The organism is Janthinobacterium darwini, assembly GCF_051380905.1.
Taxonomy (GTDB): Bacteria; Pseudomonadota; Gammaproteobacteria; order Burkholderiales; family Burkholderiaceae_D; genus Janthinobacterium.
Map to the genome: position 1 here is coordinate 131,867 of NZ_JBNYXX010000007.1, position 22,180 is coordinate 154,046.

The following is a 22,180-nucleotide window of genomic DNA, read 5'->3' on the forward strand; positions in this document are numbered from 1 at the left end:
TCGTAGTGAGCGGCAGTGATTTGTGGCCGAGAAGCGCAACCGTACTTCCGTACGGTGAGCATCGCCGGCCGCAAAGCGCGCCGCGCAGTAAATTTTGGCCGACGTCCTTAGAAAGTGTGGCGCATGCCTAAGTTGAAACCGCTGTTGCCGGTGCCATTGTCGGTGGCATTGCCAACGACGAAGGTAGCGCCGTTCTTGTTGCTGATGTGACCGTAACCGGTGTACAGGTCGCTGCGCTTGGACAGGGCGTAGAACGCGCCGATGGCCCACTGCTGGGCGTCACGGTTTGCATTGCTCTTGTCGTTGTGGCGGATGTACGACGCGACCAGCTTGGTGGCGCCGAACGGGGCGCTGAAGCCGACCAGGATGTCGTTGCTCTTGCTGTTGTCGATGGCGCGGTTGTCGGCGTAGCCGAAGTTACCTTGCAGCACGCCAAAGTCGTAGCGCGTGGCCAGCAGGGTGTTGCGCGTTTGGGCGGTCGCCAGCGCATTTTCCTTGCGGTGGTGCGTCAGGGTCACGTTCAGCGGGCCGTCGATGTAATGCACGGCGCCGCCCATGCTGCGGTTTTTCGCATTGTCGCCGGCCACTTCGCCAAAGCCATACGCCAGGTCGGCCGACAGCTTGCTCCAGGTCGGCGTGGTGTATTGCACCATGTTATCGACGCGGATATTCGTCACCATCAGGTTCGATGCCGTGCCGGCCAGGCCGATGACAAACGGATCGGCCACGTCGCGCAGGGCCAGGTAGTACGGCGAGTACTGGCGGCCCAGGGTGACGGCGCCGGCGCTGCCGGTCAGGCCGACATACGCCTGGCGGCCGAACAGCAGGCCGCCCTGGCCCGAGGTGCCGGTGTCGATATTGAAACCGCTTTCCAGCACGAAGGTAGCGGCCAGGCCACCGCCCAGGTCTTCCTTGCCTTTGAAACCGATGCGCGAGCCCGAGGCGACGCCGGAAGCGACGCGGTTCAGGCGGTCACCGGCTGCATCCTTGTCGAACACCAGGCCGGCGTCAGCCACGCCATAGATGGTCACGCTGGATTGAGCCAATGCGCCGCCGGAAGCTGCGCCAAGGGCCAGCAGGGTAAACAGGACTTTTTTCATGAAAATCTCTCTAATAAGTTGGAATGACTACTGATCGCACTACCTGACTGCTTGTTACTCAACATGGACAACAAATAAATGGCCCGCTTGTGGCGGGCCATGGCGCTATCAGGCTTTGCTAGCGTGGTCAGCTTCGCCCCAATGGCTTTCCGTGTTCTGGTTGGCGGCGTTGGCCGCAGCTGCTTCTTCCTCGGTGGCCAGGCCACCTTCCCACTTGGCGACGACGGCCGTGGCGACGGCATTGCCGACCGCGTTGGTGGCCGAACGGCCCATGTCGAGGAATTGGTCGACACCCATCAGCAGCAGCAAGCCCGCTTCCGGAATATTGAATTGGTTCAGGGTAGCGGCAATCACCACCAGCGAAGCGCGCGGCACGCCGGCCATGCCTTTCGAGGTCAGCATCAGCAGCAGCAGCATGGTGATCTGCGTCCCGATCGACAGGTCGATACCGTAGGCTTGCGCAATGAACAGGACGGCGAAGGTGCAGTACATCATCGAGCCATCGAGATTGAAGGAGTAGCCCATTGGCAATACAAAACTGGAAATCTTGCGGTCCACGCCGAACTGGTCGAGCGCCGTCAGCAGTTTTGGATAGGCCGCTTCCGAACTGGCCGTCGAGAATGCCAGCAGGAACGGTTCGCGGATCAGGCCGACGAGCTTGAAGATGCGTGGGCCGATGACGACAAAGCCGGCGCCGATCAGCAGGGCCCACAGGCATATCAGGCCCAGGTAGAAGCCGCCCATGAACTTGGCAAACGTGACCAGCACGCCCAGGCCGTGGGTAGTGATGACGGATGCCATGGCGGCGAACACGGCCAGCGGGGCCAGGTTCATGATGGTGCCGGTGATGCGCAGCATGACTTGTGCCAGCTGGTCGACGACGGCCGTCAGGGTCTTGCCCGATTCGCCCAGGCCGGCCAGTGCGCCGCCGAAGAAGATCGAGAATACCAGCACTTGCAGGATCTCATTGTTGGCCATGGCCTCGATCGGCGACTTCGGCACCAGATGCGTGAAGAAATCTTTCAAGGTGAAGGCGGCCGTTTTCAAATTGGTCGATGCGTGTACGTCCGGCAATGGCAAGCCCAGGTTGGTGCCCAGCTGCATCAGGTTCGACAGCACCATGCCCAGCGCCAGCGAAACCAGCGAGGCGACCACGAACCAGCACATGGCTTTCAAGCCGATGCGGCCCGCTGTCTTGCCGTCGCCCATGTGGGCAATACCGACTGTCAGGGTGGAAAATACCAGCAGCGCAATGATCATCTTGATCAGGCGCAAGAAGACGTCGGTGACGATGGAAATATTGCCAGCGATCTGAGCGCTGAGCTTGGCATCAGGGAAGGCGGTGTTGCATCCATAACCGACGGCAATGCCGAGGATCATGGCAATCAGGATGTACAGGGTTAATGGCCGTTTCTTTTTCATGTTGACTCCTCCGGTGAAACGCCGCTGTGAGCGGATTATTGATAGCGAGCAACTCAAGCTTGGAGTCAATATTTCTCAAAAACAAGCCCTTGCGTGCTAGCGATTATTTGCAGCAAAACCTGTACATAGCAAAGGATATGCCTGAAATGAGAATTTGGGTTCTAACTTCTTAAGTTGTTGATTTAAGGTAGCTTTTTTGTTGTCAGGATGTAGCAATTCGGCGTTCTTGCGCGAAATATTGGACGCCGCGGGCTATCGCTGTATGACTTTTCATACGCTAGTCGCGGCAGGGTGGCGGTGCGGCAAAAAGACAAGATTATCAGGACAATAAAAAAGCCCCTCCGTAGAGGGGCTTGATATGGCGCAATGCGTGCTTAGAACTTGATATTCGCCGTCAGGCTGAACGAGCGGGGCTGGCCCGGGGTGTAGCGGAAACCTGACTTGTTGATGGCCGCCACATAGGTCTTGTCGGCCAGGTTGTAGGCGTTCAACTGCAAGTCGAGGTTTTTGTTGACGGTATAGGTCGCCATGGCGTCGAAGACCCAGTAGGCATCCACGCGGGCAGGCGTGCCGACGGCGCCATCGGTGCCGCGCAGCATTTCACCCACGTAACGCGCGCCGCCGCCGATCTTCAGGCCGAACGGCAGGGTGTACGAGGTCCAGCTGGTGAACGCCTGTTTTGGCGTGTAGCTGAGGTTATTGACGCCGCTGGCCGTGACGACCTTGCCCGACTCGACCTTGGTATTCATGCGCGTGTAGCCGGCGCTGACCAGCCAGTTCGGCATGATCTCACCCACCACGCCCAGTTCCAGGCCTTCCACGCGCTTCTTGCCAGTCTGGTAATAAATGGTGGGGATTACCGGATCTTGTTCCACTTCATTCTTGACGGTGGTCTGGTAGACGGCGGCCGAGAACGACAGTTTTTGCTTCAGGAAGTCCCACTTGGTGCCGATTTCCTTGGTGACGGTTTCCTGCGGGTCATAGTTCGGGTTTTGCGCGCTGCTGGCGCCGCTGCTCAGGGCGAAGTTGACGCCAGGCGGCGCTTTCGATGTGGCCAGCAAGGCGTAGACGCTGCTGTCCGGCGTCGGCTTGTACATGGCCGAGATCTTGCCGTTGGCCAAGGTGTCGCTCAGGGTCAGATGGGTAGGAATCGGCGTGCCCACTGGCAATGGCTGTACTGCGGGAGCAGTCACGGCCGTTTGCAGGGTGACGGCGTCATAGGTGGTGTTGAAATGGTCGAAACGCACGCCGCCATTGAATAGCCACTTGTCGCCGAACTTGACGGTGTCGAAGACATACAGGCTTTGCGTGTTGACTTCGCCTTCGGTGAAAGCGCCGCTGCGCACGGGGTTGTGGCCGGTGACGGTGTCGCGCGGGTTCGGGTGGTACAGGTTTGCTGCCGGCAAGCTGCCCAGGCTGGCGGGCACATAGCTGTAGTTGGTCTGCTTTTCGCTGGTGAACTCGGCTCCCGCCACCACGGAATGCTTCAGCACGCCCGTGTCGAATTGTGCGCTGACCACGGTCTGGTTGGTCAAAATCGTGTTTTCCTGGTCCTTGACGGTGCGCAGCGAGCGCGCCAGGGTCCAGGTCGCAGGATCTCTCCTCACCCCGTTCGTTTCCGTATTCAGGTTGGCGGTGTTGCCCATGAAGGCCGTCAGCAGGTAGTCCTGCTTGGTCTTGCCGTAGCGCGTGGTGTTCTGGAGCTGCACGTTGGGCGAGAAATCATGGTCGATGCGCAGGGTGCCCATGTCGGCCTTGACCTTGTTGTAGTCCCCAGTGGAGCCGTAGAAATTCTTCGGATCGACCTTGGCAGCGCTGTTCAGGTAGCTACGGATGACCGGTTTATCCTTCGTGGCGACATCCGGCGTCGAATAGCCTGGCAAGCCGATGGTGGGCACGCCGCCGTCGGGCACGTTGTTCTGGTCCACGTGCAGATAGCTGGCAGTGATGCGCGTCGGCTTGCCGATGCCGAAGGTGACGGTGGGCGCGAAGGCCCAGCGCTTGTTCTTGACTTCATCGCGCGCCGGATCGCCGCTGTCCTGCGTCATCAGGTTCAGGCGCAATGCCGTGCCGGAGTCGCTGTCGAGGATGCGGTTCCAGTCGGCCGTGGCGCGTTTTTGCTTGCCGCTACCCGCGGTCAGCAGCGAATTGAATTTGTTTTCCATGGTGGCCGTCTTGCTGACCAGGTTAATCGAACCGGTGGGCGAACCGCGGCCGCTGTCCGTGCCCGCCGGGCCCTTCAGCACGTCGATCTGTTCGATGTTGAAGACGTCGCGCGAGATGGAACCCACGTCGCGCACGCCATCGACATAGATGCTGCCCGACGAGTCGAAACCACGCATGTAGACGGCGTCGCCCGTGTTGGTGTTGCCGTTTTCACCGAGGAAAAAAGTGCCTACGCCCGGCGTGTTGCGCAGCGCATCCGTCAGTGTCAGCGCGCCTTGCTGTTCGATCAATTCCTTCTTGATCACGACGATGGTTTGCGGTGTATTGACCAGCTCTTCCGTGTATTTCGGCGACGAGGCTTTTTCGGCCTTGAAATCATTTTCCTTGGAGCCCACGACCTTGATTTCGTTCAGGGTTTGCTGCGATGCCGGGGCACTTTGGCCGGCCGGGTCGGCCGCCTGGGCGGCGACGGGCAGCAGCATCACGGCCAGCGCGGCGCCGATGTGCTGGTTGAAACGGGTAGGGGCGTGTTTGCGGCTCTTGATTGCCATCTTGCTCTCTCGATAAGGTCAGGGTAGTGGTTCCTGGCTGGCTCTGCGCCGCTGTGCTTGGGCACGCGGACAAGTGGCTGGCGATGGAGACGGGAGGCGTTATTGTAATAACTTGGCGCTATTTCGTAAATGAGAATCGTTATCAGTATCGTTTACGCAACGGATCAGGTGTACCGCGAAAAAAACACTGTCCTGGCGCATGAATGCTTGCTTTGCGCTCCGGCCGCTGCTATGCGCGCAAGCGTATGGCAGCGGGAGTATGATGAGCAACCTTTACAAACTGACTTCCAGCATGCTGCAGACTCCTGATGCCTTTGTGCCCCTGATTGATGCGCCTGAACCGGCCCCGGCCGCCACCGAGACGCTGACATTTGTCTTTCACCGCGGGCGCTTGCTGTTGCGTACGCCCGAGCTGACCCTGCCCACTGCCGCCGAGGCGGCCGCGCTCGATATTGACTTGAGCCGCGCGCAGCCCGTGGGCCTGTGGCAGGGCCGTTATTGCCAGACTGTCTGGACGGATGACGACGCCTTGCCTGCTGCTGGCCCCCTGGCCTGGCACGGCATGCGCTCGCTATTCAATGCCGTCGACGATGCCTTCCTGGGCCTTGCCAGCCGTGCTGTGCAGCTGGCCGAGTGGGCGCGCACGCACCGTCATTGCGGCGTGTGCGCCGCGCCCATGCTGCGCACGCGTGGCGAACGCTGCTTTACGTGCGCCGCCTGCGGCATGCTGGCGTATCCGCGCATTTCGCCGGCCATGATGGTGCTGATCCGCAAGGGCGATTCCGTGCTGCTGGCCATGCACAAGCATTCGCCGTCGCAGCGTTTCAGCCCGCTGGCCGGTTTCCTGGAAGCGGGCGAATCGATCGAGGAAGCCGTGCACCGCGAAGTGATGGAAGAGGTCGGCTTGCGCGTGCACAACTTGCAGTACTTCATGAGCCAGTCCTGGCCGTTTCCCCATTCGCTGATGATCGCGTTTACGGCCGATTACCTCGATGGCGAGATCCGCCTGGACGAAAACGAGATCGCCGAAGCGCGCTGGTTCGGCCCCGGCGATGCCTGGCCGGAAGCGAGTTCCAGCGTGTCGATTTCCGCGCTGCTGGTGAGAGCGCACCGCCCGCCGGCAGTGTCGTAAAGCAAGGGCTGCCCGGGCAGCTTGCCGCATTTTCTATATACTGGCGGCAATTGAAAATTTTAGGGTGGTTTAGCATGTCTCAAGAAGAATTCTCCGAAAACGACTGGCGCCGGCTGATCAGCAGCTTTGGTGAAGATCCGCAGCGTCCTGGCTTGCTGGAAACGCCGGCGCGCGTGGCCAAGGCATGGAAGCACTGGACGTCCGGCTATGGCCAGGATCCGGTGGACTTGTTGAAAGCCTTTGAAGATGGCGCGGAACAGTATAACGAGCTGATCGTCGTGCGCGGCATTCCCGTCTACAGCCATTGCGAACACCATCTGGCGCCGTTCTTTGGCAAGGCCACCATCGGTTATGTGCCTAACGGCAAGATCGTCGGCCTGTCGAAACTGACGCGCCTCGTCGATTGCTTCTCCAAGCGCCTGCAAGTGCAGGAACGCATGACGATGCAGATCGCCAATGCCCTGATGGAAGTGCTGGAACCGAAGTCGGTGGGCGTGGTCGTACGCTGCCGTCACCTGTGCATGGAAAGCCGCGGTATCCGCACGCCGGGCGAAGAAACCATCACCTCGGCCATGCTGGGCGAGATGCAGCCTAACCTGGCGCTGCGCACGGAATTCCTCGCCCTGGCGCGAGAAGTGTGATGATTTGAGTGATAATGCAGGACAAAGGCGGCATATGCCGCCTTTTTTTATGCGCGTCCGGATTCCCGTTCCGCCAGATAGCGCGCCGGCGGCTTGCCCACCGCCTTGCGGAACATGGTGACAAAACCGCTGGTATTTTCATAGCCCAGTTCCAACGCCACCGCTTTCACGCTGTGGCCTTGCGCCAGCCCTTGCAAGGCAAGGATGACATGCAATTGCCGGCGCCAGCGGCCCACGCTCATGCCCATTTCCTCCAGTGACTGCCGTGTCATGCTGCGCTCGCTCATGCCGATGCGGCTGGCCCATTCGGCCAGGGTGCTTTTATCGGACGGTTGCGCCAGCAGCATGGCGGCCAGGCGGCGCAGGCGCGCGTCGCGCGGTATCGGCAAATGCAAGTCTTCCACGGGCGCGGCTGCCAGCTCATCGAGCAGGGTGGCCACCAGGCGTTCCTGCGCCCCGTGCAGTGCGTACAAGGTGGGAAAGCAGGCTGCCTTGGCGATCAGTTCGCGCAGCAAGGGCGAGACGGCCACGGTGCAGCAGACGACGGGCAGGGCTGGTGCCGTGGCCGGCTCGACAAACAGGCAATAGCATTCCGCCTCGCCCACGCCCTGCGCCGCATGCATCAGGCCGCCCGGTATCCACACGGCGCACTGGGGCGGCACGATCCACACGCCGCTTTCCACTTCGCAATGAATCACGCCTCGCGTGGCATACAGCAGCTGCCCCTTGCGGTGCTGGTGCGGCGCCTGTTCCGCATCTTCGCGCACGCTGGCCAGCCCCACGGCCAGCAGTGGACGCAGCACGCCATCGACGTCGAAATCGATGGTGACGCTGGCTGCGCCCAGCCGCGTTGACAGCAGGTCGGGCAAGAGGAGATGAGGCATGGGGAACTTTGGCTGGATTGAATAATATTGTGGCTATTTTATGCAATGACGCGCAATGCCGCCAACGGTATTGTATGGGCATCCGCAGCCCCGCTTCAACGGCAACCGCCGCCGCCCGTGTTCTGATGAAGGCCAGGAGGAACGGCATCCCCCCCCCCCTTTGAAGGAGTCCCTCATGCAACTCGATATTACCGATTTCCCTCTCGTCTGGCTGCACCGCGACAGTACGGCAAGCAGCCACGACGATGCCTTGTTCACCCAGTTCGAGGCTCTGCTGGCGCGCCAGCAGGCGTTTGTCATTCTCAGCGAAGACGGCCTGGACGAGGAGGGGCATGCGCATCCGCAGGAAGAGCGCAAGCGCGCCGTGCTGTGGATGAAGCGGCACAAGGCCGCCCTGCGCGCGTATATCCAGGGCATGGTACTGGTCGAACCGAGCGCCGCCAAGCGTTTGGCGGGCAAGACCTTTGCCGTCATGTTCGGCCAGTTCTGGGGCTATCCCCTGCATTTCGGCACCAGCCGCGACGACGCGCTCGACATCGCCCAGCATTTGATCAGGGCCTGGCTGCCGCCAAGGGAAGGTAACAATGGCAGGAGCACCTGACAAAACCGTAGCGCGCCGCGCAGCAGGTTTGCTCAGATGTTTCAGTAGCGGTAGTCGTTGACGAAGTGCTTGGTGAAGTTGTACTTGCTGCCGCCGTCGAGCAAGTCGACCAGGCGTTTCGGCGCCGAGGCCGACATAAAGGCGTCGGCCGCCCCGCCCGTGCTGCGGAACCTCATGCCGGGGCTGAGGATCTGGTTGGCGCCGATTTTCAGGTGCTGGAAGCTTTTCGTCTTTTCATTGTTGAGGATGAAGTGCAATTCCTGCTTGAAGGTCAGGAAGGGAATCTTCAACCACCACCCTTCGTCCGTGCCATAGCTGGCGACGCTGGCAAAATGCGTGTTCTTGTCCGTCAGGGTAGGTTTGCCCAGGCGGTCGTTGATGCGTTTCATGGCTTCATTCTTGGTCATGCTGTTCTTTCGTGTATCGATCTATGCGGCGTGCATTCTGACACAGGCGCGCCGCCGCGTGCCGTGGAATGTTTTACAGCAGCAAAATCAGCGAGCCGAGCACGATCAAGCTGCCACCGGCCGCCGCTTTCAGGGTGAACGGCTCGCCCAGGACCAGCCAGCCGGCCAGCATCACCAGCGCCACGCTGAGCTTGTCGACGGGTGCCACCAGCGAGACGGGACCCAGTTGCAGCGCGCGGAAATAGCATAGCCACGACAGTCCCGTGGCCACGCCCGAAGCGATCAGGCAAGTCCAGCCCACCCAGTTGCCGCCGCTGGGGCGTTGCCATTCCGCGCGCAGCGAGATGATGGCCGCCGTCACCAGCAGGATGACGCCCGTGCGTATCAGGGTGGCCATGTTGCTGTTCAGATGGGCCACGCCCAGCTTGCCCAGGATGGCTGTCATGGCCGCAAACACGGCAGACAGGATGGCAAAGCCTTGCCAGGTAAAGGTGCTTGACATGGGACTCCCTGCACGGTGAGCAATTGCAGTGACTGTAGCGTAAAAGAATGACGGCCGCTGCCCACATTTTTATTGCAACGCAACATCAATTCTCATCCATTGTCGCAGCCCATTAACAACACCGGGCAAAAAACATTGCTTCCCAGCATTGTAAATATCGGTAGTTCAAGCGTATGCTGGAGACGTCTGAACGGTGCCGCCAGAGCACCGTCGCCGCCGCATTCCTGGCCTGCAGAGCTGGAAGCAGGCCACGCCCCCTTCCCCGGACAATAGAGAGTTGGAGACATAGCATGAAGAAATTGACGTTCCAGCAGAAGTTATGGATCCCCCTGATTTGCAGCCTGTTGTGCATCACCGTTATTTTTGTCTACAACGCCCTGGAAATTCGCAAGATCCGCATCGAAGAGCGCAGCGCTGACCTGAGCAATGCCGCCGACCTGGGCCTGGGCGCCGTCAAGATGTTCGGCGACCTGGCCGCCAGCGGCGCCTTGACGCAGGAAGAGGCGCAAAAGCAGGCGACCGCCGTCATCAAGAGCATGCGTTTTGGCGAGACCGGCTATTTGTCCATTATCAACCTCGATGCCGTTGTCGTGATGAATCCCGCCGCGCCGCAAACCAACGGCAAGAACATGGCGGACTTCAAGGATGCCAACGGCACCTATCTCTACCGCGACATCGTTGCCGTCGGCAAGAGCGATGCGGGCAAGGGTTTCGTCCACTATTATTTCCCCCGTCCGGGCCAGAAAAATCCTGAGCCGAAGATGAGCCGCGTGGTGGCCTACAAGCCGTGGGCCTGGACCCTGGTGGTGGGCGTTTACATGGACGATATCGACGCGGCCTTCCGCCAGTCGCTGCTCACCTCGCTGGGCGTGCTGTTGCTGGTGTGTGCGCTGCTGGCCGCCGTCGTCGTGGCGATCAACCGCAGCCTGCGCCATGCGCTGGGCGGCGATCCCGAGTATGCAGCCGAAGTGGCGGAAAAGATTGCCAACAACGACTTGAGCGGCAACGTGCGCACGCATGCCAACGACCGCCACAGCGTGCTGTATGCGATGAAAACCATGCAGGCCAACCTGGTCGACGCGATCAGCGAAATTCGCCACAGCGCCGAAACGATTGCCACGGCATCGAGTGAGATTGCCAGCGGCAATATGGACTTGTCGGCGCGCACGGAAATGCAGGCCAGTTCGCTGGAAGAAACGGCGGCCTCGATGGAGGAGTTGACCTCGACCGTGACACAAAACGCGGGCAACGCCGTGCAGGCGAATGAGCTGGCGCAGTCCGCCTCGGCAGTGGCGCGCCAGGGTGGCGCCGTGGTGGCGCAAGTGATCGGCACCATGGACACCATCAACGCCTCGTCGCGCAAAATCGTCGACATCATCGGCGTCATCGATGGCATCGCCTTCCAGACGAATATCCTGGCGCTGAACGCGGCGGTGGAAGCGGCGCGCGCGGGCGAGCAGGGCCGCGGCTTTGCCGTGGTGGCGTCGGAAGTGCGCAATCTGGCCCAAAGATCCGCTGGCGCAGCGAAGGAAATCAAGGAACTCATCGGCGCTTCCGTCGACAGTATCGCGGCCGGCAGCACGCTCGTCGCCCAGGCGGGCACGACCATGGATCAGGTGGTCGCCAGCGTCTCGCGCGTGACCGACATCATGGCCGACATCACGGCCGCCTCGCATGAGCAAAGCACGGGCATTGGCCACGTCAACCAGGCGATCACGGAAATGGATAGCGTGACCCAGCAAAATGCGGCTCTGGTGGAAGAGGCGGCGGCAGCGGCGTCCAGCATGCAGGACCAGGCGGCCGTGCTGGCGCAACTGGTGGCGCGCTTCAAGCTGTCGGCGCAGGAGCCTGGGACGGCGCCGCGCATCGCGGCAAGCTCGGCTGGCGCGCCACGCGCCGTGGCGAAAAAGCCGCAGCGCAGCCTGGCGGCGCGCTGATTTACTGGGCTGGCGCCGCCGCTGGCGGTGCCGGCTCGAATTCCAGCTTGTCATCGACGACCACGAATTGCCCGACCGGCTGGCCCAGGTCGGCTTTTGGGTCGTTTTCCATTTCCGTCAGCGCATTGCAGGTAGTCGTTTCCGCCTGCCACAACTGCTTGCCCATGCGGATATTCCACAGGCCATCGCCGGCCGCAAACAGCTCCACCTTGATGTCGGCGGGTGCATCGGTCGACAGGATATGCAGACGTTGGCATTGCGGCAAATTGGTGGCCATCAGCTGCACTTCCACGGTATCTTGCCAAAAATAACGTTGCTGGCGGCGCACGGTCAGGGAATGGTCCTGGCCATCGAACAGATAGATGGCGAAGTCCTGGACACAGCCTGACAGCAGGACGGACAGCATGACGATCAGGAGTTTGCGCATGGTCGGCTTTCTTTGATAGGACTCAGGAATGGCGGAAAAATAAATGCTGCAGCGAGTGTGGGCGCTTGCTGATAAGGCAAACGGGGCACGCGCCGCCGTGTTTTTCGCTGACGTGGCATTATATCCATGCACACCAGTTGCAGCGCGACAATAGTTACGCCCACCCTATGCCAACGAGCTGAAAGACGACGATGATCGACTTGTATTACTGGACCACGCCCAATGGGCACAAGGTGACGATGTTTCTGGAAGAAGCGGGCATCCCCTACAACATTATTCCCGTACATATCGGCAAGGGCGAGCAATTCAAGCCCGAATTTCTCGCCATCGCACCGAACAATCGCATCCCCGCCATCGTCGACCAGGCGCCGGAAGATGGCGGCGCGCCCCTGTCCCTGTTCGAGTCGGGGGCCATTCTGCAATACCTGGCCGAGAAAAGCGGGCAATTCCTGCCGGCAGACGTGCGCGGCCGCGCCGAGGTGATGCAATGGCTGTTCTGGCAAATGGGCGGACTGGGTCCCATGGCCGGGCAAAACCACCATTTCGTGCAATATGCGCCCGAACCCATCGACTACGCCATCACGCGCTACGTGAATGAAACGAACCGCTTGTACGGCGTGCTGAACAAGCGCCTGGCCGACCGCGAATTCGTTGCCGGCGACACGTATTCGATCGCCGACATGGCGATTTATCCGTGGATCGTGCCGCACGCGCGCCAGCGCCAGAAGCTGGAAGATTTCCCGCACCTGGCGCGCTGGTTCGCGGCCATTGCCGCCCGTCCCGCCACCGTGCGCGCGTATGCGCGCGCGGCCGAGATCAACGTGCAGCCCACCGTCAGCGGCGACGCGAAAAGCGTGCTGTTCGGCCAGACGGCGAAAACGCTCGGCTGAGCTTAATTTCCCCCTCAGTTACCCCGATACGTGGAAAAGCCGAAAGGACTGAGCAGCAGCGGTATGTGATAGTGCTGGTCAGTCTTTTCCACGTGAAATTGCACGGGGATTTCGGGGAAGAATGTTTCCTGTTTCAGGCGCGCATAGTGCTCGCCTGTTTTAAACACGATGCGGTAGTCGCCCGCCTGCATGGGTGCCTCGGCCGGATACATGGCCGCGATGCGCCCTTGCGCATTCGTCACGGCACTGGCCAGCTGTTGCCAGCCTTCCCCTTTCTTTTGCTCCAGCGTGACCGTCACGCCCGCCGTCGGCTGGCCGCTCTGCAGGTCGAGGATGTGCACGCTCAAGGGATTGGCGGCGGCCAGGGCCATGCTGGACAGGCTGGCGAAGGCCAGGGCGGCAGTGATTTTTTTCAGATAGGTCATCGTCGTTACTTTCAGGTTGGGGGGAGATCGAGTTCGGGAACAAGGGCCAGCGCAGCCCGGGCGCAGGCGCGGTCTGGCAGGGCGCCACCGCCGCCCGCGACGCCGATGGCGCCCACCACCTGGCCCTGGGCCATCAACGGCAGGCCGCCGCCCAGCAGCAGCAATTCCGGCATGCTGGTCAAATTGCGCATGTCCGGATTGTTGCGGGCTGCCAGGGACAGCGTGTAGGTGTCGCTCTTGGTGGACAAGGCCGTGTACGCCTTGCGCCGGCTCGCCTCCGTGTTGTGCGGCCCGACGCCATCGGCGCGTTGCACGGCGACGATGTTGCCGCCACGGTCCAATAAGGTGACGACGATGTGCCGGCCTTGCGCCTGGCACGCGGCCATGGCCGCATCGGCAAGCTTGCTTGCCGCCGCCAGCGACAGGTCATCGATGCGGCGCAATTGCGCATGTGCGGGGCCGGCCAGCAGGCACAGCAGGGTACTGCCGAGTAACAGGGTTTTCATCTGGCATTCATGGAATAAAGTGGCGCCAGTATGGCCAGTGTTGCCCTACGAGAAGATGATCGCCGCATGACATTTTTATCATCCGCAGCGCGTGGCGTGGGGCGTAAAATGGTTTTATATTCTCATTAGAAAGCCGCCATGCGCATCCTGGTCATAGAAGACGAACCGAAGACGGGCGACTATTTGCTGCGCGGCCTGGCCGAGTCCGGTTTTACGGTGAGCCTGGCGCGCAACGGCCGCGACGGCCTGCACATGGCCGGCACAGAAGCCCCCGATTTGATCGTGCTCGACGTCATGCTGCCCATCATGGATGGCTGGCAAGTCTTGCGCGCTTTGCGGCTGCAGGAAGGCGGCGCGGACGTGCCCGTGATTTTTCTCACGGCGCGCGATGAAGTGCAGGACCGCGTCAAAGGGCTGGAACTGGGCGCCGACGATTACCTGGTCAAACCATTCGCCTTTGCCGAACTGGTGGCGCGCATACGCACTCTGCTGCGGCGCGGGCCACCGCGTGAAGATGACGTCATCCGCATCGGCGACATGGAAATCGATGTGATGAAACGCAAGGTCAGCCGGCAAGGCCAGCGCATCACCCTGACGGCCAAGGAATTCGGCTTGCTGCATTTGTTGGCGCGCCGCCAGGGCGAGGTGTTGTCACGCTCCATCATCGCATCGCAAGTGTGGGACATCAATTTCGAGAGCGACACCAACGTCATTGACGCGGCCATCCGCCGCCTGCGCAGCAAGCTCGACGATCCGTTCGAACCCAAGCTGATCCACACCTTGCGGGGCATGGGCTATGTCTGCGAATTGCGTGCGCCCACGGCTTCCGACGATGGTGCCGCCACATGAAGCTGGCGGAACTGCGCCGTTCGCTGACCCTGCGCGTGACGCTCGTCTTCGTGCTGATCGTGGCGCTCGTGTCGGCCGGGCTGGGCATGCATCTGTACCGCTCGTTCGTGGCGGAAATCGAGCGCCGCGACGACATTTTATTATTGGGAAAACTGCGGCAAATCCAGCAGTTGCTGGGCAATGCGGGCACCCTGGATATCATCCGCGAGCGGCCCCAGTATTTCCGTGACACCATGAGCGGGCAAGAGAATTCCCTGGTCCGCATCGTGCGCGCCGATGGCACGCGTTTGATCGATGTCAATCCACATGGCGAGAACGTCGTGCATGCGGTTCCCCTGGCCGTCGATGCGCCCGTCACGGCCAACGACATCGCCAGCTGGACCAGCCGCGACGGCTATCCGGCCAGGGTCGTGGCGGCCAGCGCGCGCATCGGCGATCCCGCGCAAATGGCCGACATTTCCGTGGCCCGCGTCTACGGCGACCGCACGGCGATGTTTGCCGCCTACCGCTGGCAGATCGTCGTATCCGTGGCTGTCAGCGCGCTGGTGGCGGCAATACTGGCCAGCGTGATGCTGCTGCGGGGACTGCGGCCATTGCGCAATATCGCCGCCCATGCTGCCCTCGTGCGGCCCGGCAAGCTGGAGCAGCAGCTGGAGGCACGCGATGCGCCCACGGAATTGCTGCCCCTGATCCAGGCCCTGAACGCCATGCTGGCGCGGCTGCAGGAAGGGTATGCGCGGCTGTCGCAATTTTCCGCCGACCTGGCGCATGAATTCCGCACGCCCGTTACCAATCTGCTGGGGCAAAGCCAGGTGATGCTGGCCCGCCCCCGCAGTGCGCAAGACTATGAACAGTTGGTGTCGTCGAATGTGGAAGAGCTGGAACGGCTGTCGCGCATGATCGACAGCATGCTGTTTCTGGCACGCGCGCAGCAGGAAGAGATGGTGATCGTCAAGCAGACCTTGCCCGTACAGGACGAGTTTTTAAGGCTGGCCGATTTCTTTGAAGGCCTGGCCGAAGAGCGCGACCTGGCGCTGGCTTGCCATGGCAGCGGCACGGTGACGGCCGAGCCGCAGCTGCTGCGCCGCGCGCTCGGTAACCTGCTGTCGAATGCGATCCGCCACGCGGCACCAGGCAGCACTATTCTATTGCGTTCGCACGCGACGAACGGGGGCGTGGCGCTCAGCGTGAGCAACCTCGGTCCCGCCATCCCCGCGCGTCACTTGCCCCACCTGTTCGAGCGCTTCTACCGCGCCGACCCGGCCCGCAGCGATTCGGCCGCCTCCACGGGCCTGGGGCTGGCCATCGTCACGGCCATCATGCAGTTGCATGGCGGTAGCGCAACGGTCGCATCCGACGCGGCCGCCACGACGTTTACCTTGGCCTTCCCTGCTTAGGTCATTTCTACAAGGAACTCATGCATGCCCGTATGCGGCAGTTGCGCGCAGGCTGGCGCAAAGTGCGGCAACTGCCCCCACAGCAGCGGGTTGCCGACGATGTACACGTAATGTTGCGCGCGCGTCAGGGCCACGTTGAGCAGGTTCGGCGTACTGGCCGCCCACTGCGCGGCGCCCGCCGTGCTGTCGTCGGCCCCGAGGACCAGCATCACCACGCTTTGTTCCTTGCCCTGGAAGGTGTGCACGGTGCCCACCATCTGGCTGCTCCATTGGCGCAATTCGCGCGCGGTCGGCGCCTTGCCATAGCCGAGGCGGCGGTCCCAGTCCATGTCGACGATGCGCGAGCGCAGTTCGGTGCGCACGGCCTTGAATGGCGTAATCACATACATATCGGGCAGCTTGCCGTCGCGGCGATACAGTTTCAGCAGCACTTCCAGCACGAAATCGAGTTGCACGGGCACCACCTGCTTGTAGCTGACGGGGCCGACGGCATCGATCCAGCGGCTCGGACCCCGCGTGAGGCCGAGCGCGCCGGCCGGCGGCGTGCGTTCGCTCAAACCGTAGACCATCTTGTCTTCATAGGCGATGCTGTTCGCCAGCGAAAACATCGGTTCCACGCAGCGCCGGTGCACGCGCAGGGGGCTGCCTATCCACAGCGGCTGGGCGCTGTTGGCGCCGATATGCGCGCCATAATGGTTGGCCTTGTCGGCCAGTGTCTGCACGGAAACGGAGGTCGGCGCGTAACTGCCATCCTGCGTGTGCGGCGACAGGGCGGACAGGGTTTGCACGAGGCGGCCCGGCACCGTGAACACGGGTTCGATCTGCAGCGGGTCGCCCACGACGACGGCACGCTTGGCACGCCACAGGCTGCCCAGCGCCGCTTGCGGCACGGCCTGGCCCGCTTCATCGATGAAGAGCCAGCCCAGCGATTCGGGGCCCATGCCCTGGAACTGGCGCGCGAATGAGGCGAACGTGGTCGAGACGACAGGCACCACCATGAACAGGCTGTGCCACACCATGGCGATGTGCGACTGGTCGTAGGCACGCTTGTTTTTCAGCAATTTTGACACGGCCAGCAAGTTGCCGCCAAAGCCGGGTCCCCCCTTTTTCGCCACTTCGGCCAGCCATGCTTCATGCAGGGCCAGGGCCTTGGCGAACAGGCGCGAGCGCAGGCGCGCCAGGGCCGGTTCATGCCACAGGCCGCCAATTTGCAGGGCGTCGCCGTCCAGCTCGTCCAGGGTCGCCGGGGCGATGATGGTGGGAAAGCGCATGCGCGCGCGGCGCAGCAATTCCGTGCTGTCATCCCATTCGCGCTGACGCGACTGCGCCGTGCGCAGGGCGATGTGCAGGCTGTTGCGGGCGCGCTCGCAGCGCGGTTCCAATTCGCCTTTCAGCAGCAGCTTGATGGCGGACACGTCGCGCGCGGCCTGGCGCTGCGCCTCGGCGTTGGCGACGACGGCCTCCTTGTAGGCACGCGCCGGTGCCGTGCGGAACAAACGGGCAAAGAAACCCGGTTGCGTCAGCGCCACCAGGCGTTCTTCTTCCAGCAATTCCTTCTTGCTGGCAAGCAAGGTGTCCTGCTGTGCCAGCGCACCGGACAGGGCGCCATTCGCCGCATCCATCTCTTGCTCTGCAGCAATCAGCGCTTGCTGGCTGGCCTGGATGAAGTCCGCTTCCGTGCACGTGCCCACGGCTTGCCACAAGGCCGCGTATTGAGCGTGCTCGGCCAGGGCCTTTTCCACCACGTGTTCCGTCTCGCGAAACTCGCGCGCCGCCTGGGCGAAGCTGACGCCCTGGTAGCTGGCCAGCCATTGGCGGATATTCTGCGCGTTCGGCGTCTTGCGCGCTGTGCTCTTGTCCCAGTCGTCGTCATAGAAATTGCTGACGAAGCGGCGGCGGTTCGCGCTATTGCCCAGCGCACAAGACATCAAGCCCCATGGCGCCTCGGTTTCGTCCAGAGCGCGGTTGGCGCCATTGCCGTCGGCCACGACCCGGCGCGCCACGCTTTCAAAATAGCGCGTGCGCGCCCATTCCTTGCCCAGCTGTTTCGGTTTTGGCAAATCGCCGGAAATGTTTTCCACCGCCGCATTGTTCGACGAGGCGACGACCATTTCAAAGCCCGTCAGTTCCGGGCGCAAACGGGCGATGGTGATGGGGTCGCGCACGCCTTCGAAGGCCACGGCCACCTTGCCGATGAAGGCGTCGCCGGCGCGGTCCAGGCAGGACAGCACGGCCGCGCGGCGCACGATGTTGTCGGCGAACAATTCGCGCAACAAGGTCGTCTTGCCCGTGCCCGGCGGGCCGTTGACGGAAAAGATGCCCCGCTCGCTCAAGCCCGTGCGCGCGCCGTGGATGGCGAATTGCTGCATCAGGCTCATGGCGTAGCTGGCGTCTTCCAGCCAGTGTCCGCGGTTCATATTGCCCGGATTGAGCATGGCGGCCAGCGCCTGGCGTCCGGCCGGGCTGTACAGGTCGATGCGCTCATCTTGCGCCAGCGGCGTCAGGTAGGCGGCGACAGTCGCGGGCAACTTGCCGCCGCGCAAGGCGCGGATGATCTGTTCCAGGTCATCGAGGTAAAAACTGTTGAGGATATCTATCGATGGTTCCACCGCGTTGCCAAAGTCCAGGCTGCGGTTCTGGCTGGTCTCAGCCAGGTCAGTTTCCGAGACTGCTGCGCGCTTCTTGCGCGTGCGCAATTCCAGCACGGCCAGCGGCTGGCCCGCGGACGGGTGGAAACCGGCCCAGTCCCGCAGCAGGTCGGCCAGGGCCGCGATTTCCATGCCGGAGAGGGGAAATGAGACATTGCCCGCCTCGTCCGTCACTTGCTGCGGGGCACGGGCGGCGGCGAAGTTACGCAAGCTGTCTTGCAGCGCCAGCTGGCTGTCGCTGAAGGCGTCCAGGCTCAGGCCCGACCAGTCCGGCGTGCGCACGCGGCCCAGCGCCCATGGCAAGGTCGACACGGACACGGGGTCGAACTGCGGCTCGCCCAGCGCATTGAGGTTCAGGCGGGCAAAGCACGAGCGTCCCAGCAGTTCTGTTTTTTCTGTTTCGGCAATGTTTTCCGGGCCGTTGGCCGGTGGGCAAGCCTTGTTGATTTCGGCCTTGTCGAAGACGCCGAGGAACAGCGAAAAGCCGTCGATCTCGCGGTCGGACGGTATTTGCCATTGCGTGGCGAACTGCAGCGGCAATTGCGCCAGCTGTTCGCGCTGCAGGATACGCACGGTGGACTGGTCTTCAACGTCCGTGATTTGATTCAGGTCAAACGGGATAAAGAATTCGATCTTGTGCCAATACTCCAGGATAGCCAGGAGGCGCTGCTGTTCTGCCTGATTCATGATGACCAATATTTTGTAAAGCGAGCGAGGATTGTAAAGCGTATGCGCGGCGCGTGTTTTGCACTTTCGCCTATTGCGCGGGCTTTGCCGCAAAAAAAGTGCTGTTTGCGGACAAAAAAAAGCCAGGCAGCAACTTCCTGCCTGGCTTGCTCGTCTGGAGGGTGTTGCTATTACTTAAAACTCTTCCCATTCGCTCTCTGCAGCGGCATTGCTGCGGCGCGCCGGTGCGGCGGCCACGGCCTGGCGCACGGGTGCCTTGCGGGCCACGGGGCGTGCGATGGCTGGCGCTGCCGGCATCGCGCGCACAGGCGTCAGCTTGGCTGTGCTGGTGACTTGGTTGCCCGTCTTGAAGAAGCCCACCACGTGCGCCAGTTCGCCTGCCTGCTCCTGCATGCTTTGCGAGGCGGCTGCCGCTTCTTCTACCAGGGCTGCGTTTTGCTGCGTCACTTCATCCATCTGCGCAATGGCCATGTTGATCTGCTCGATGCCGATGGTTTGCTCGTGCGTGGCGGACGTGATTTCGCCCATGATGTCGGTCACGCGCACGATGCTGTCGACGATGTCGCCCATGGTCTGGCCCGCCTCGTTGACGAGGCGCGAACCCGTGTCCACGTTGGCGACGGAGGCGGCGATGAGTTCCTTGATTTCCTTGGCGGCCGAGGCCGAGCGGTGCGCCAGGTTGCGCACCTCTGTTGCCACCACGGCGAAGCCACGGCCCTGTTCGCCTGCGCGCGCCGCTTCCACGGCCGCGTTCAAGGCAAGAATGTTGGTCTGGAAGGCGATGCCATCGATGACGCCGATAATGTCGACGATTTTCTTCGACGATTCGTTGATGGTGCCCATGGTGTCGACCACTTGCGAGACGATGCTGCCGCCGCGCACGGCCACTTCCGACGCGCTTTTCGCCAGTTGGTTCGCCTGGCGTGCGTTGTCCGCATTCTGTTTCACGGTGGAAGTCAGTTCTTCCATGGCCGACGCCGTCTCTTCCAGCGAACTGGCTTGCTCTTCCGTGCGGGACGACAGGTCGAGGTTGCCGGCGGCAATTTCGCTCGACGCCGTGGAAATCGCATCCGTGCCATGGCGCACTTGCGCCACTACGCCCAACAGACTGTCGTTCATGGCTTTCAGGGCGCCCAGCAGGCGGCCCGTTTCATCGCTGGAATTGACGACGATGTGCGAAGACAAGTCGCCGGACGCCACGGTTTCGGCCACGCTGACTGCTGCATTGATGGGGTGGGTGATCGAGCGCGTGATGATCCAGGCAACAAAGGCGCCCAGCAGCACGGCCACGCTGCCCAGGATAATCATGGAGGCGCGCGCGCTGGTGCTCAGCGTTTCGGCTTCCGTTGCCGCTTGCGCCGCTTGCTCGCCTTCATACGCGACCAGGCTGTCGAGTGCGCCCAGCACGCGCTTCAGACTTGGTGCCGCCTGCTGCGTCAAAAAGGCGATCGCTTCTTCCGTCTGGCCCGCATTGCGCAGCTCGATGACCTTGTTGTTCAGCGGCGCGCCCGATTTCAGGGCAGCGTCCAGTTCGGCCATCAGCGCCTTTTCCTTGTCTGTCGAGATTTTGTTTTGCAAGGTTTCCTTGGCGGCGCCGTATTTCTTGCGCGCTTCACCGATCTTTGCCAGTTCCGCCTGTACCAGCGCTTCCGTTGGTGCCACCACCACGCTGGTGATCGCCAGGGTAATGTTGCGCACGTTGTCGCTCATGGTGTTGGCTGCGGCCATCTTGACGTTCTTGTCGGTCACGATGTCGTGGGTGCGTGCGCTCAGTTGCCCCATGGAATACAGGCCGACAAGCAAGACGGCTACCAGCAGGCCGAGGACGACAGCAAACCCGATTCCGAGACGGGTGCCGATTTTGAATTGTGTGAGTGACATGATTGCTTTCGTAGTGCGGAAGTGAGGGAGAACGTCGACAGGCCAGGCACCAGACACGGTCATGCCTTGCCACTACGGGTTAGTACGTAAGGGCGGCCTGCCTGTAATTGTTCCTCAAAATTCCGCACTGCAATACAAAAACTTGTATCAAGTCCCCGAAAAGTTAAATAATCGGCAGCAAATTAAATAAGTTGTCGTGTGGAAACAACGAGCGCGCCGTCGTCAGGAAACATTAGCGTTCGGGAAACACGTGCGTGGCCATGAAATCGATGAAGGCGCGCAGCTTCGGCGTCAGGTGGCGGCTGCTGGGCCACAGGATGCGGAAGGTACCGTCGTGCTGGCGGTGCGCGTCCAGCACCGGCTGCAAGCGGCCCGTACTCAGTGCCGCGCGCACGGCAAAGTCGGGCAGGGCGGCGATGCCCAGGCCGCTTTCGGCAAAGTGCAGCAAGGTGTCCACATTGTTGCAGTTCAGCACAGCCGGCAAGCCCGCCGCGTGCAGGGCTGGCCACTCGGGCAAGGGCCAGGCCTCGACCTTGCCACTACTGGGAAATTTGTACAGCAGGCAAGTATGGAGCAGCAGGTCGGCCGGCAGCTCCGGCGTGCCGTGCTGCGCCAGATAGGCGGGCGCGGCCACCAGCTGGAGCTGGAACTGGCCCAGCTGGCGGCTCATCAAACGGCTGTCGGCGCTCTCTCCCGCGCGCACCACGGCGTCGTAGCCTTCTTCGATCACATCGACCCGGCGGTCGCTGAAATCGAGGTCGAGTTCCACCTGCGGATAGGCGCATGCGAACGCGGCCAGCACAGGGTTGAGCAAGCTGCCGACCAAAGGCAGGCTGACGCGCAGCCGGCCTTGCGGCGCGCTCTTGCTATTGGATAACTCCAGCTCCGCCGCTTCGATCTCGCCCAGGATGCGCCGGCAGCGTTCGAGAAACACCGTGCCTTCGCTGGTCAGCGCGATGCTGCGCGTGCTGCGGTGAAACAGGCGCACGCCCAGCCGCTCTTCCAGCCGCGCGATGCTCTTGCCCACGGCCGAGGCGGAAATGCCAAGCACCCTGCCTGCCGCCACGAAACTGCGCGTTTCCGCTGCCTGCACGAAGGCCGTGAATCCCGCCAGGTTATCCATGTCG

General features: G+C 62.0%; 19 protein-coding genes. 7 read left to right on the forward strand and 12 right to left on the reverse strand.

Annotated features, from left to right (window positions below):
- Positions 1-107: 107 nt before the first annotated feature.
- From ACQ4WZ_RS26320 to ACQ4WZ_RS26330, 3 genes are all read right to left on the reverse strand, one after another.
- Positions 108-1,100, reverse strand: coding sequence for a porin (locus ACQ4WZ_RS26320; protein WP_101483172.1), 993 nt, complete (start codon positions 1,098-1,100; stop codon positions 108-110).
- Positions 1,101-1,208: 108 nt separating this feature from the next.
- The gene (locus tag ACQ4WZ_RS26325) at positions 1,209-2,522 is read right to left on the reverse strand and encodes a dicarboxylate/amino acid:cation symporter (protein WP_101483171.1); all 1,314 of its coding nucleotides are present in this window, start codon (positions 2,520-2,522) and stop codon (positions 1,209-1,211) included.
- 374 nt (positions 2,523-2,896) lie between these two features.
- Complete coding sequence (locus ACQ4WZ_RS26330) at positions 2,897-5,239, reverse strand: catecholate siderophore receptor Fiu (RefSeq protein WP_436574843.1); 2,343 nt, start codon at positions 5,237-5,239, stop codon at positions 2,897-2,899.
- Positions 5,240-5,531: 292 nt separating this feature from the next.
- Between ACQ4WZ_RS26330 and nudC the strand changes: the two genes are divergently transcribed.
- Positions 5,532-6,371: an NAD(+) diphosphatase gene (nudC, locus tag ACQ4WZ_RS26335; RefSeq protein WP_133989086.1), complete on the forward strand. Its 840-nt coding sequence runs from the start codon at positions 5,532-5,534 to the stop codon at positions 6,369-6,371.
- A gap of 74 nt (positions 6,372-6,445) precedes the next feature.
- The gene (gene folE, locus ACQ4WZ_RS26340) at positions 6,446-7,012 is read left to right on the forward strand and encodes a GTP cyclohydrolase I FolE (protein ID WP_035822985.1); all 567 of its coding nucleotides are present in this window, start codon (positions 6,446-6,448) and stop codon (positions 7,010-7,012) included.
- A gap of 47 nt (positions 7,013-7,059) precedes the next feature.
- Here folE and ACQ4WZ_RS26345 read toward each other — a convergent pair whose 3' ends face one another.
- Positions 7,060-7,896 carry an AraC family transcriptional regulator gene (locus tag ACQ4WZ_RS26345; RefSeq protein ID WP_133989087.1) on the reverse strand — a complete coding sequence of 279 codons (837 nt, stop codon included), beginning with the start codon at positions 7,894-7,896 and terminating at the stop codon, positions 7,060-7,062.
- A 175-nt stretch (positions 7,897-8,071) separates the two neighbouring features.
- Here ACQ4WZ_RS26345 and ACQ4WZ_RS26350 point away from each other — a divergent pair, with 175 nt between their 5' ends.
- Positions 8,072-8,497: a hypothetical protein gene (locus ACQ4WZ_RS26350; RefSeq protein WP_436574844.1), complete on the forward strand. Its 426-nt coding sequence runs from the start codon at positions 8,072-8,074 to the stop codon at positions 8,495-8,497.
- A 41-nt stretch (positions 8,498-8,538) separates the two neighbouring features.
- Here the strand turns inward: ACQ4WZ_RS26350 and ACQ4WZ_RS26355 are convergent, their stop codons facing one another.
- Together ACQ4WZ_RS26355 and ACQ4WZ_RS26360 are read right to left on the reverse strand one after the other, a co-directional pair.
- Complete coding sequence (locus ACQ4WZ_RS26355) at positions 8,539-8,904, reverse strand: hypothetical protein (RefSeq protein WP_071075066.1); 366 nt, start codon at positions 8,902-8,904, stop codon at positions 8,539-8,541.
- A gap of 73 nt (positions 8,905-8,977) precedes the next feature.
- The gene (locus tag ACQ4WZ_RS26360; protein WP_133989089.1) at positions 8,978-9,406 is read right to left on the reverse strand and encodes an EamA family transporter; all 429 of its coding nucleotides are present in this window, start codon (positions 9,404-9,406) and stop codon (positions 8,978-8,980) included.
- A 290-nt stretch (positions 9,407-9,696) separates the two neighbouring features.
- Between ACQ4WZ_RS26360 and ACQ4WZ_RS26365 the strand changes: the two genes are divergently transcribed.
- Entirely contained in the window at positions 9,697-11,343 is a 1,647-nt protein-coding gene (locus ACQ4WZ_RS26365; protein ID WP_133989090.1) for a methyl-accepting chemotaxis protein, read from the forward strand.
- Between the two features lies 1 nt (position 11,344).
- Here ACQ4WZ_RS26365 and ACQ4WZ_RS26370 read toward each other — a convergent pair whose 3' ends face one another.
- Positions 11,345-11,770, reverse strand: a complete 426-nt coding sequence (locus ACQ4WZ_RS26370; protein ID WP_436574845.1) for a hypothetical protein — start codon at positions 11,768-11,770, stop codon at positions 11,345-11,347.
- Positions 11,771-11,961: 191 nt separating this feature from the next.
- On the opposite strand from ACQ4WZ_RS26370, the gene ACQ4WZ_RS26375 reads away from it, so the two are divergent.
- Positions 11,962-12,660 (forward strand): glutathione binding-like protein, encoded by a 699-nt coding sequence (locus ACQ4WZ_RS26375; RefSeq protein ID WP_436574846.1) that lies wholly within the window; start codon positions 11,962-11,964, stop codon positions 12,658-12,660.
- Positions 12,661-12,674: 14 nt separating this feature from the next.
- Here the strand turns inward: ACQ4WZ_RS26375 and uraH are convergent, their stop codons facing one another.
- Together uraH and ACQ4WZ_RS26385 are read right to left on the reverse strand one after the other, a co-directional pair.
- A complete protein-coding gene (uraH, locus tag ACQ4WZ_RS26380) occupies positions 12,675-13,085 on the reverse strand; it encodes a hydroxyisourate hydrolase (protein ID WP_101483162.1) in 411 nt (136 codons plus the stop codon).
- A gap of 11 nt (positions 13,086-13,096) precedes the next feature.
- Positions 13,097-13,591 carry a GlcG/HbpS family heme-binding protein gene (locus ACQ4WZ_RS26385; protein ID WP_101483161.1) on the reverse strand — a complete coding sequence of 165 codons (495 nt, stop codon included), beginning with the start codon at positions 13,589-13,591 and terminating at the stop codon, positions 13,097-13,099.
- A gap of 138 nt (positions 13,592-13,729) precedes the next feature.
- Between ACQ4WZ_RS26385 and ACQ4WZ_RS26390 the strand changes: the two genes are divergently transcribed.
- Both ACQ4WZ_RS26390 and ACQ4WZ_RS26395 read left to right on the forward strand, forming a co-directional pair.
- Positions 13,730-14,440, forward strand: coding sequence for a heavy metal response regulator transcription factor (locus tag ACQ4WZ_RS26390; protein ID WP_436574847.1), 711 nt, complete (start codon positions 13,730-13,732; stop codon positions 14,438-14,440).
- Positions 14,437-15,837 (forward strand): heavy metal sensor histidine kinase, encoded by a 1,401-nt coding sequence (locus ACQ4WZ_RS26395; RefSeq protein ID WP_436574848.1) that lies wholly within the window; start codon positions 14,437-14,439, stop codon positions 15,835-15,837. The genes ACQ4WZ_RS26390 and ACQ4WZ_RS26395 overlap by 4 nt, the downstream gene beginning before the upstream one ends.
- On the opposite strand, the gene ACQ4WZ_RS26400 is transcribed toward ACQ4WZ_RS26395, so the two are convergent.
- The 3 genes from ACQ4WZ_RS26400 to ACQ4WZ_RS26410 form a co-directional block, all read right to left on the reverse strand.
- Positions 15,834-19,172, reverse strand: a complete 3,339-nt coding sequence (locus ACQ4WZ_RS26400; protein ID WP_436574849.1) for a DEAD/DEAH box helicase — start codon at positions 19,170-19,172, stop codon at positions 15,834-15,836. The genes ACQ4WZ_RS26395 and ACQ4WZ_RS26400 overlap by 4 nt on opposite strands.
- Before the next feature lie 174 nt (positions 19,173-19,346).
- Positions 19,347-21,053, reverse strand: a complete 1,707-nt coding sequence (locus ACQ4WZ_RS26405) for a methyl-accepting chemotaxis protein (RefSeq protein WP_436574850.1) — start codon at positions 21,051-21,053, stop codon at positions 19,347-19,349.
- Positions 21,054-21,285: 232 nt separating this feature from the next.
- The gene (locus tag ACQ4WZ_RS26410) at positions 21,286-22,176 is read right to left on the reverse strand and encodes a LysR family transcriptional regulator (RefSeq protein WP_101483152.1); all 891 of its coding nucleotides are present in this window, start codon (positions 22,174-22,176) and stop codon (positions 21,286-21,288) included.
- Between the last annotated feature and the right edge of the window lie 4 nt (positions 22,177-22,180).

Excerpts from the sequence above, each read along its gene's own strand:
- ACQ4WZ_RS26320 (WP_101483172.1), bottom strand. The coding sequence starts at position 1,100 with ATGAAAAAAGTCCTGTTTACCCTGCTGGCCCTTGGCGCAGCTTCCGGC.
- ACQ4WZ_RS26325 (WP_101483171.1), bottom strand. The coding sequence starts at position 2,522 with ATGAAAAAGAAACGGCCATTAACCCTGTACATCCTGATTGCCATGATC.
- ACQ4WZ_RS26330 (WP_436574843.1), bottom strand. The coding sequence starts at position 5,239 with ATGGCAATCAAGAGCCGCAAACACGCCCCTACCCGTTTCAACCAGCAC.
- nudC (WP_133989086.1), top strand. The coding sequence starts at position 5,532 with ATGCTGCAGACTCCTGATGCCTTTGTGCCCCTGATTGATGCGCCTGAA.
- folE (WP_035822985.1), top strand. The coding sequence starts at position 6,446 with ATGTCTCAAGAAGAATTCTCCGAAAACGACTGGCGCCGGCTGATCAGC.
- ACQ4WZ_RS26345 (WP_133989087.1), bottom strand. The coding sequence starts at position 7,896 with ATGCCTCATCTCCTCTTGCCCGACCTGCTGTCAACGCGGCTGGGCGCA.
- ACQ4WZ_RS26350 (WP_436574844.1), top strand. The coding sequence starts at position 8,072 with ATGCAACTCGATATTACCGATTTCCCTCTCGTCTGGCTGCACCGCGAC.
- ACQ4WZ_RS26355 (WP_071075066.1), bottom strand. The coding sequence starts at position 8,904 with ATGACCAAGAATGAAGCCATGAAACGCATCAACGACCGCCTGGGCAAA.
- ACQ4WZ_RS26360 (WP_133989089.1), bottom strand. The coding sequence starts at position 9,406 with ATGTCAAGCACCTTTACCTGGCAAGGCTTTGCCATCCTGTCTGCCGTG.
- ACQ4WZ_RS26365 (WP_133989090.1), top strand. The coding sequence starts at position 9,697 with ATGAAGAAATTGACGTTCCAGCAGAAGTTATGGATCCCCCTGATTTGC.
- ACQ4WZ_RS26370 (WP_436574845.1), bottom strand. The coding sequence starts at position 11,770 with ATGCGCAAACTCCTGATCGTCATGCTGTCCGTCCTGCTGTCAGGCTGT.
- ACQ4WZ_RS26375 (WP_436574846.1), top strand. The coding sequence starts at position 11,962 with ATGATCGACTTGTATTACTGGACCACGCCCAATGGGCACAAGGTGACG.
- uraH (WP_101483162.1), bottom strand. The coding sequence starts at position 13,085 with ATGACCTATCTGAAAAAAATCACTGCCGCCCTGGCCTTCGCCAGCCTG.
- ACQ4WZ_RS26385 (WP_101483161.1), bottom strand. The coding sequence starts at position 13,591 with ATGAAAACCCTGTTACTCGGCAGTACCCTGCTGTGCCTGCTGGCCGGC.
- ACQ4WZ_RS26390 (WP_436574847.1), top strand. The coding sequence starts at position 13,730 with ATGCGCATCCTGGTCATAGAAGACGAACCGAAGACGGGCGACTATTTG.
- ACQ4WZ_RS26395 (WP_436574848.1), top strand. The coding sequence starts at position 14,437 with ATGAAGCTGGCGGAACTGCGCCGTTCGCTGACCCTGCGCGTGACGCTC.
- ACQ4WZ_RS26400 (WP_436574849.1), bottom strand. The coding sequence starts at position 19,172 with ATGAATCAGGCAGAACAGCAGCGCCTCCTGGCTATCCTGGAGTATTGG.
- ACQ4WZ_RS26405 (WP_436574850.1), bottom strand. The coding sequence starts at position 21,053 with ATGTCACTCACACAATTCAAAATCGGCACCCGTCTCGGAATCGGGTTT.
- ACQ4WZ_RS26410 (WP_101483152.1), bottom strand. The coding sequence starts at position 22,176 with ATGGATAACCTGGCGGGATTCACGGCCTTCGTGCAGGCAGCGGAAACG.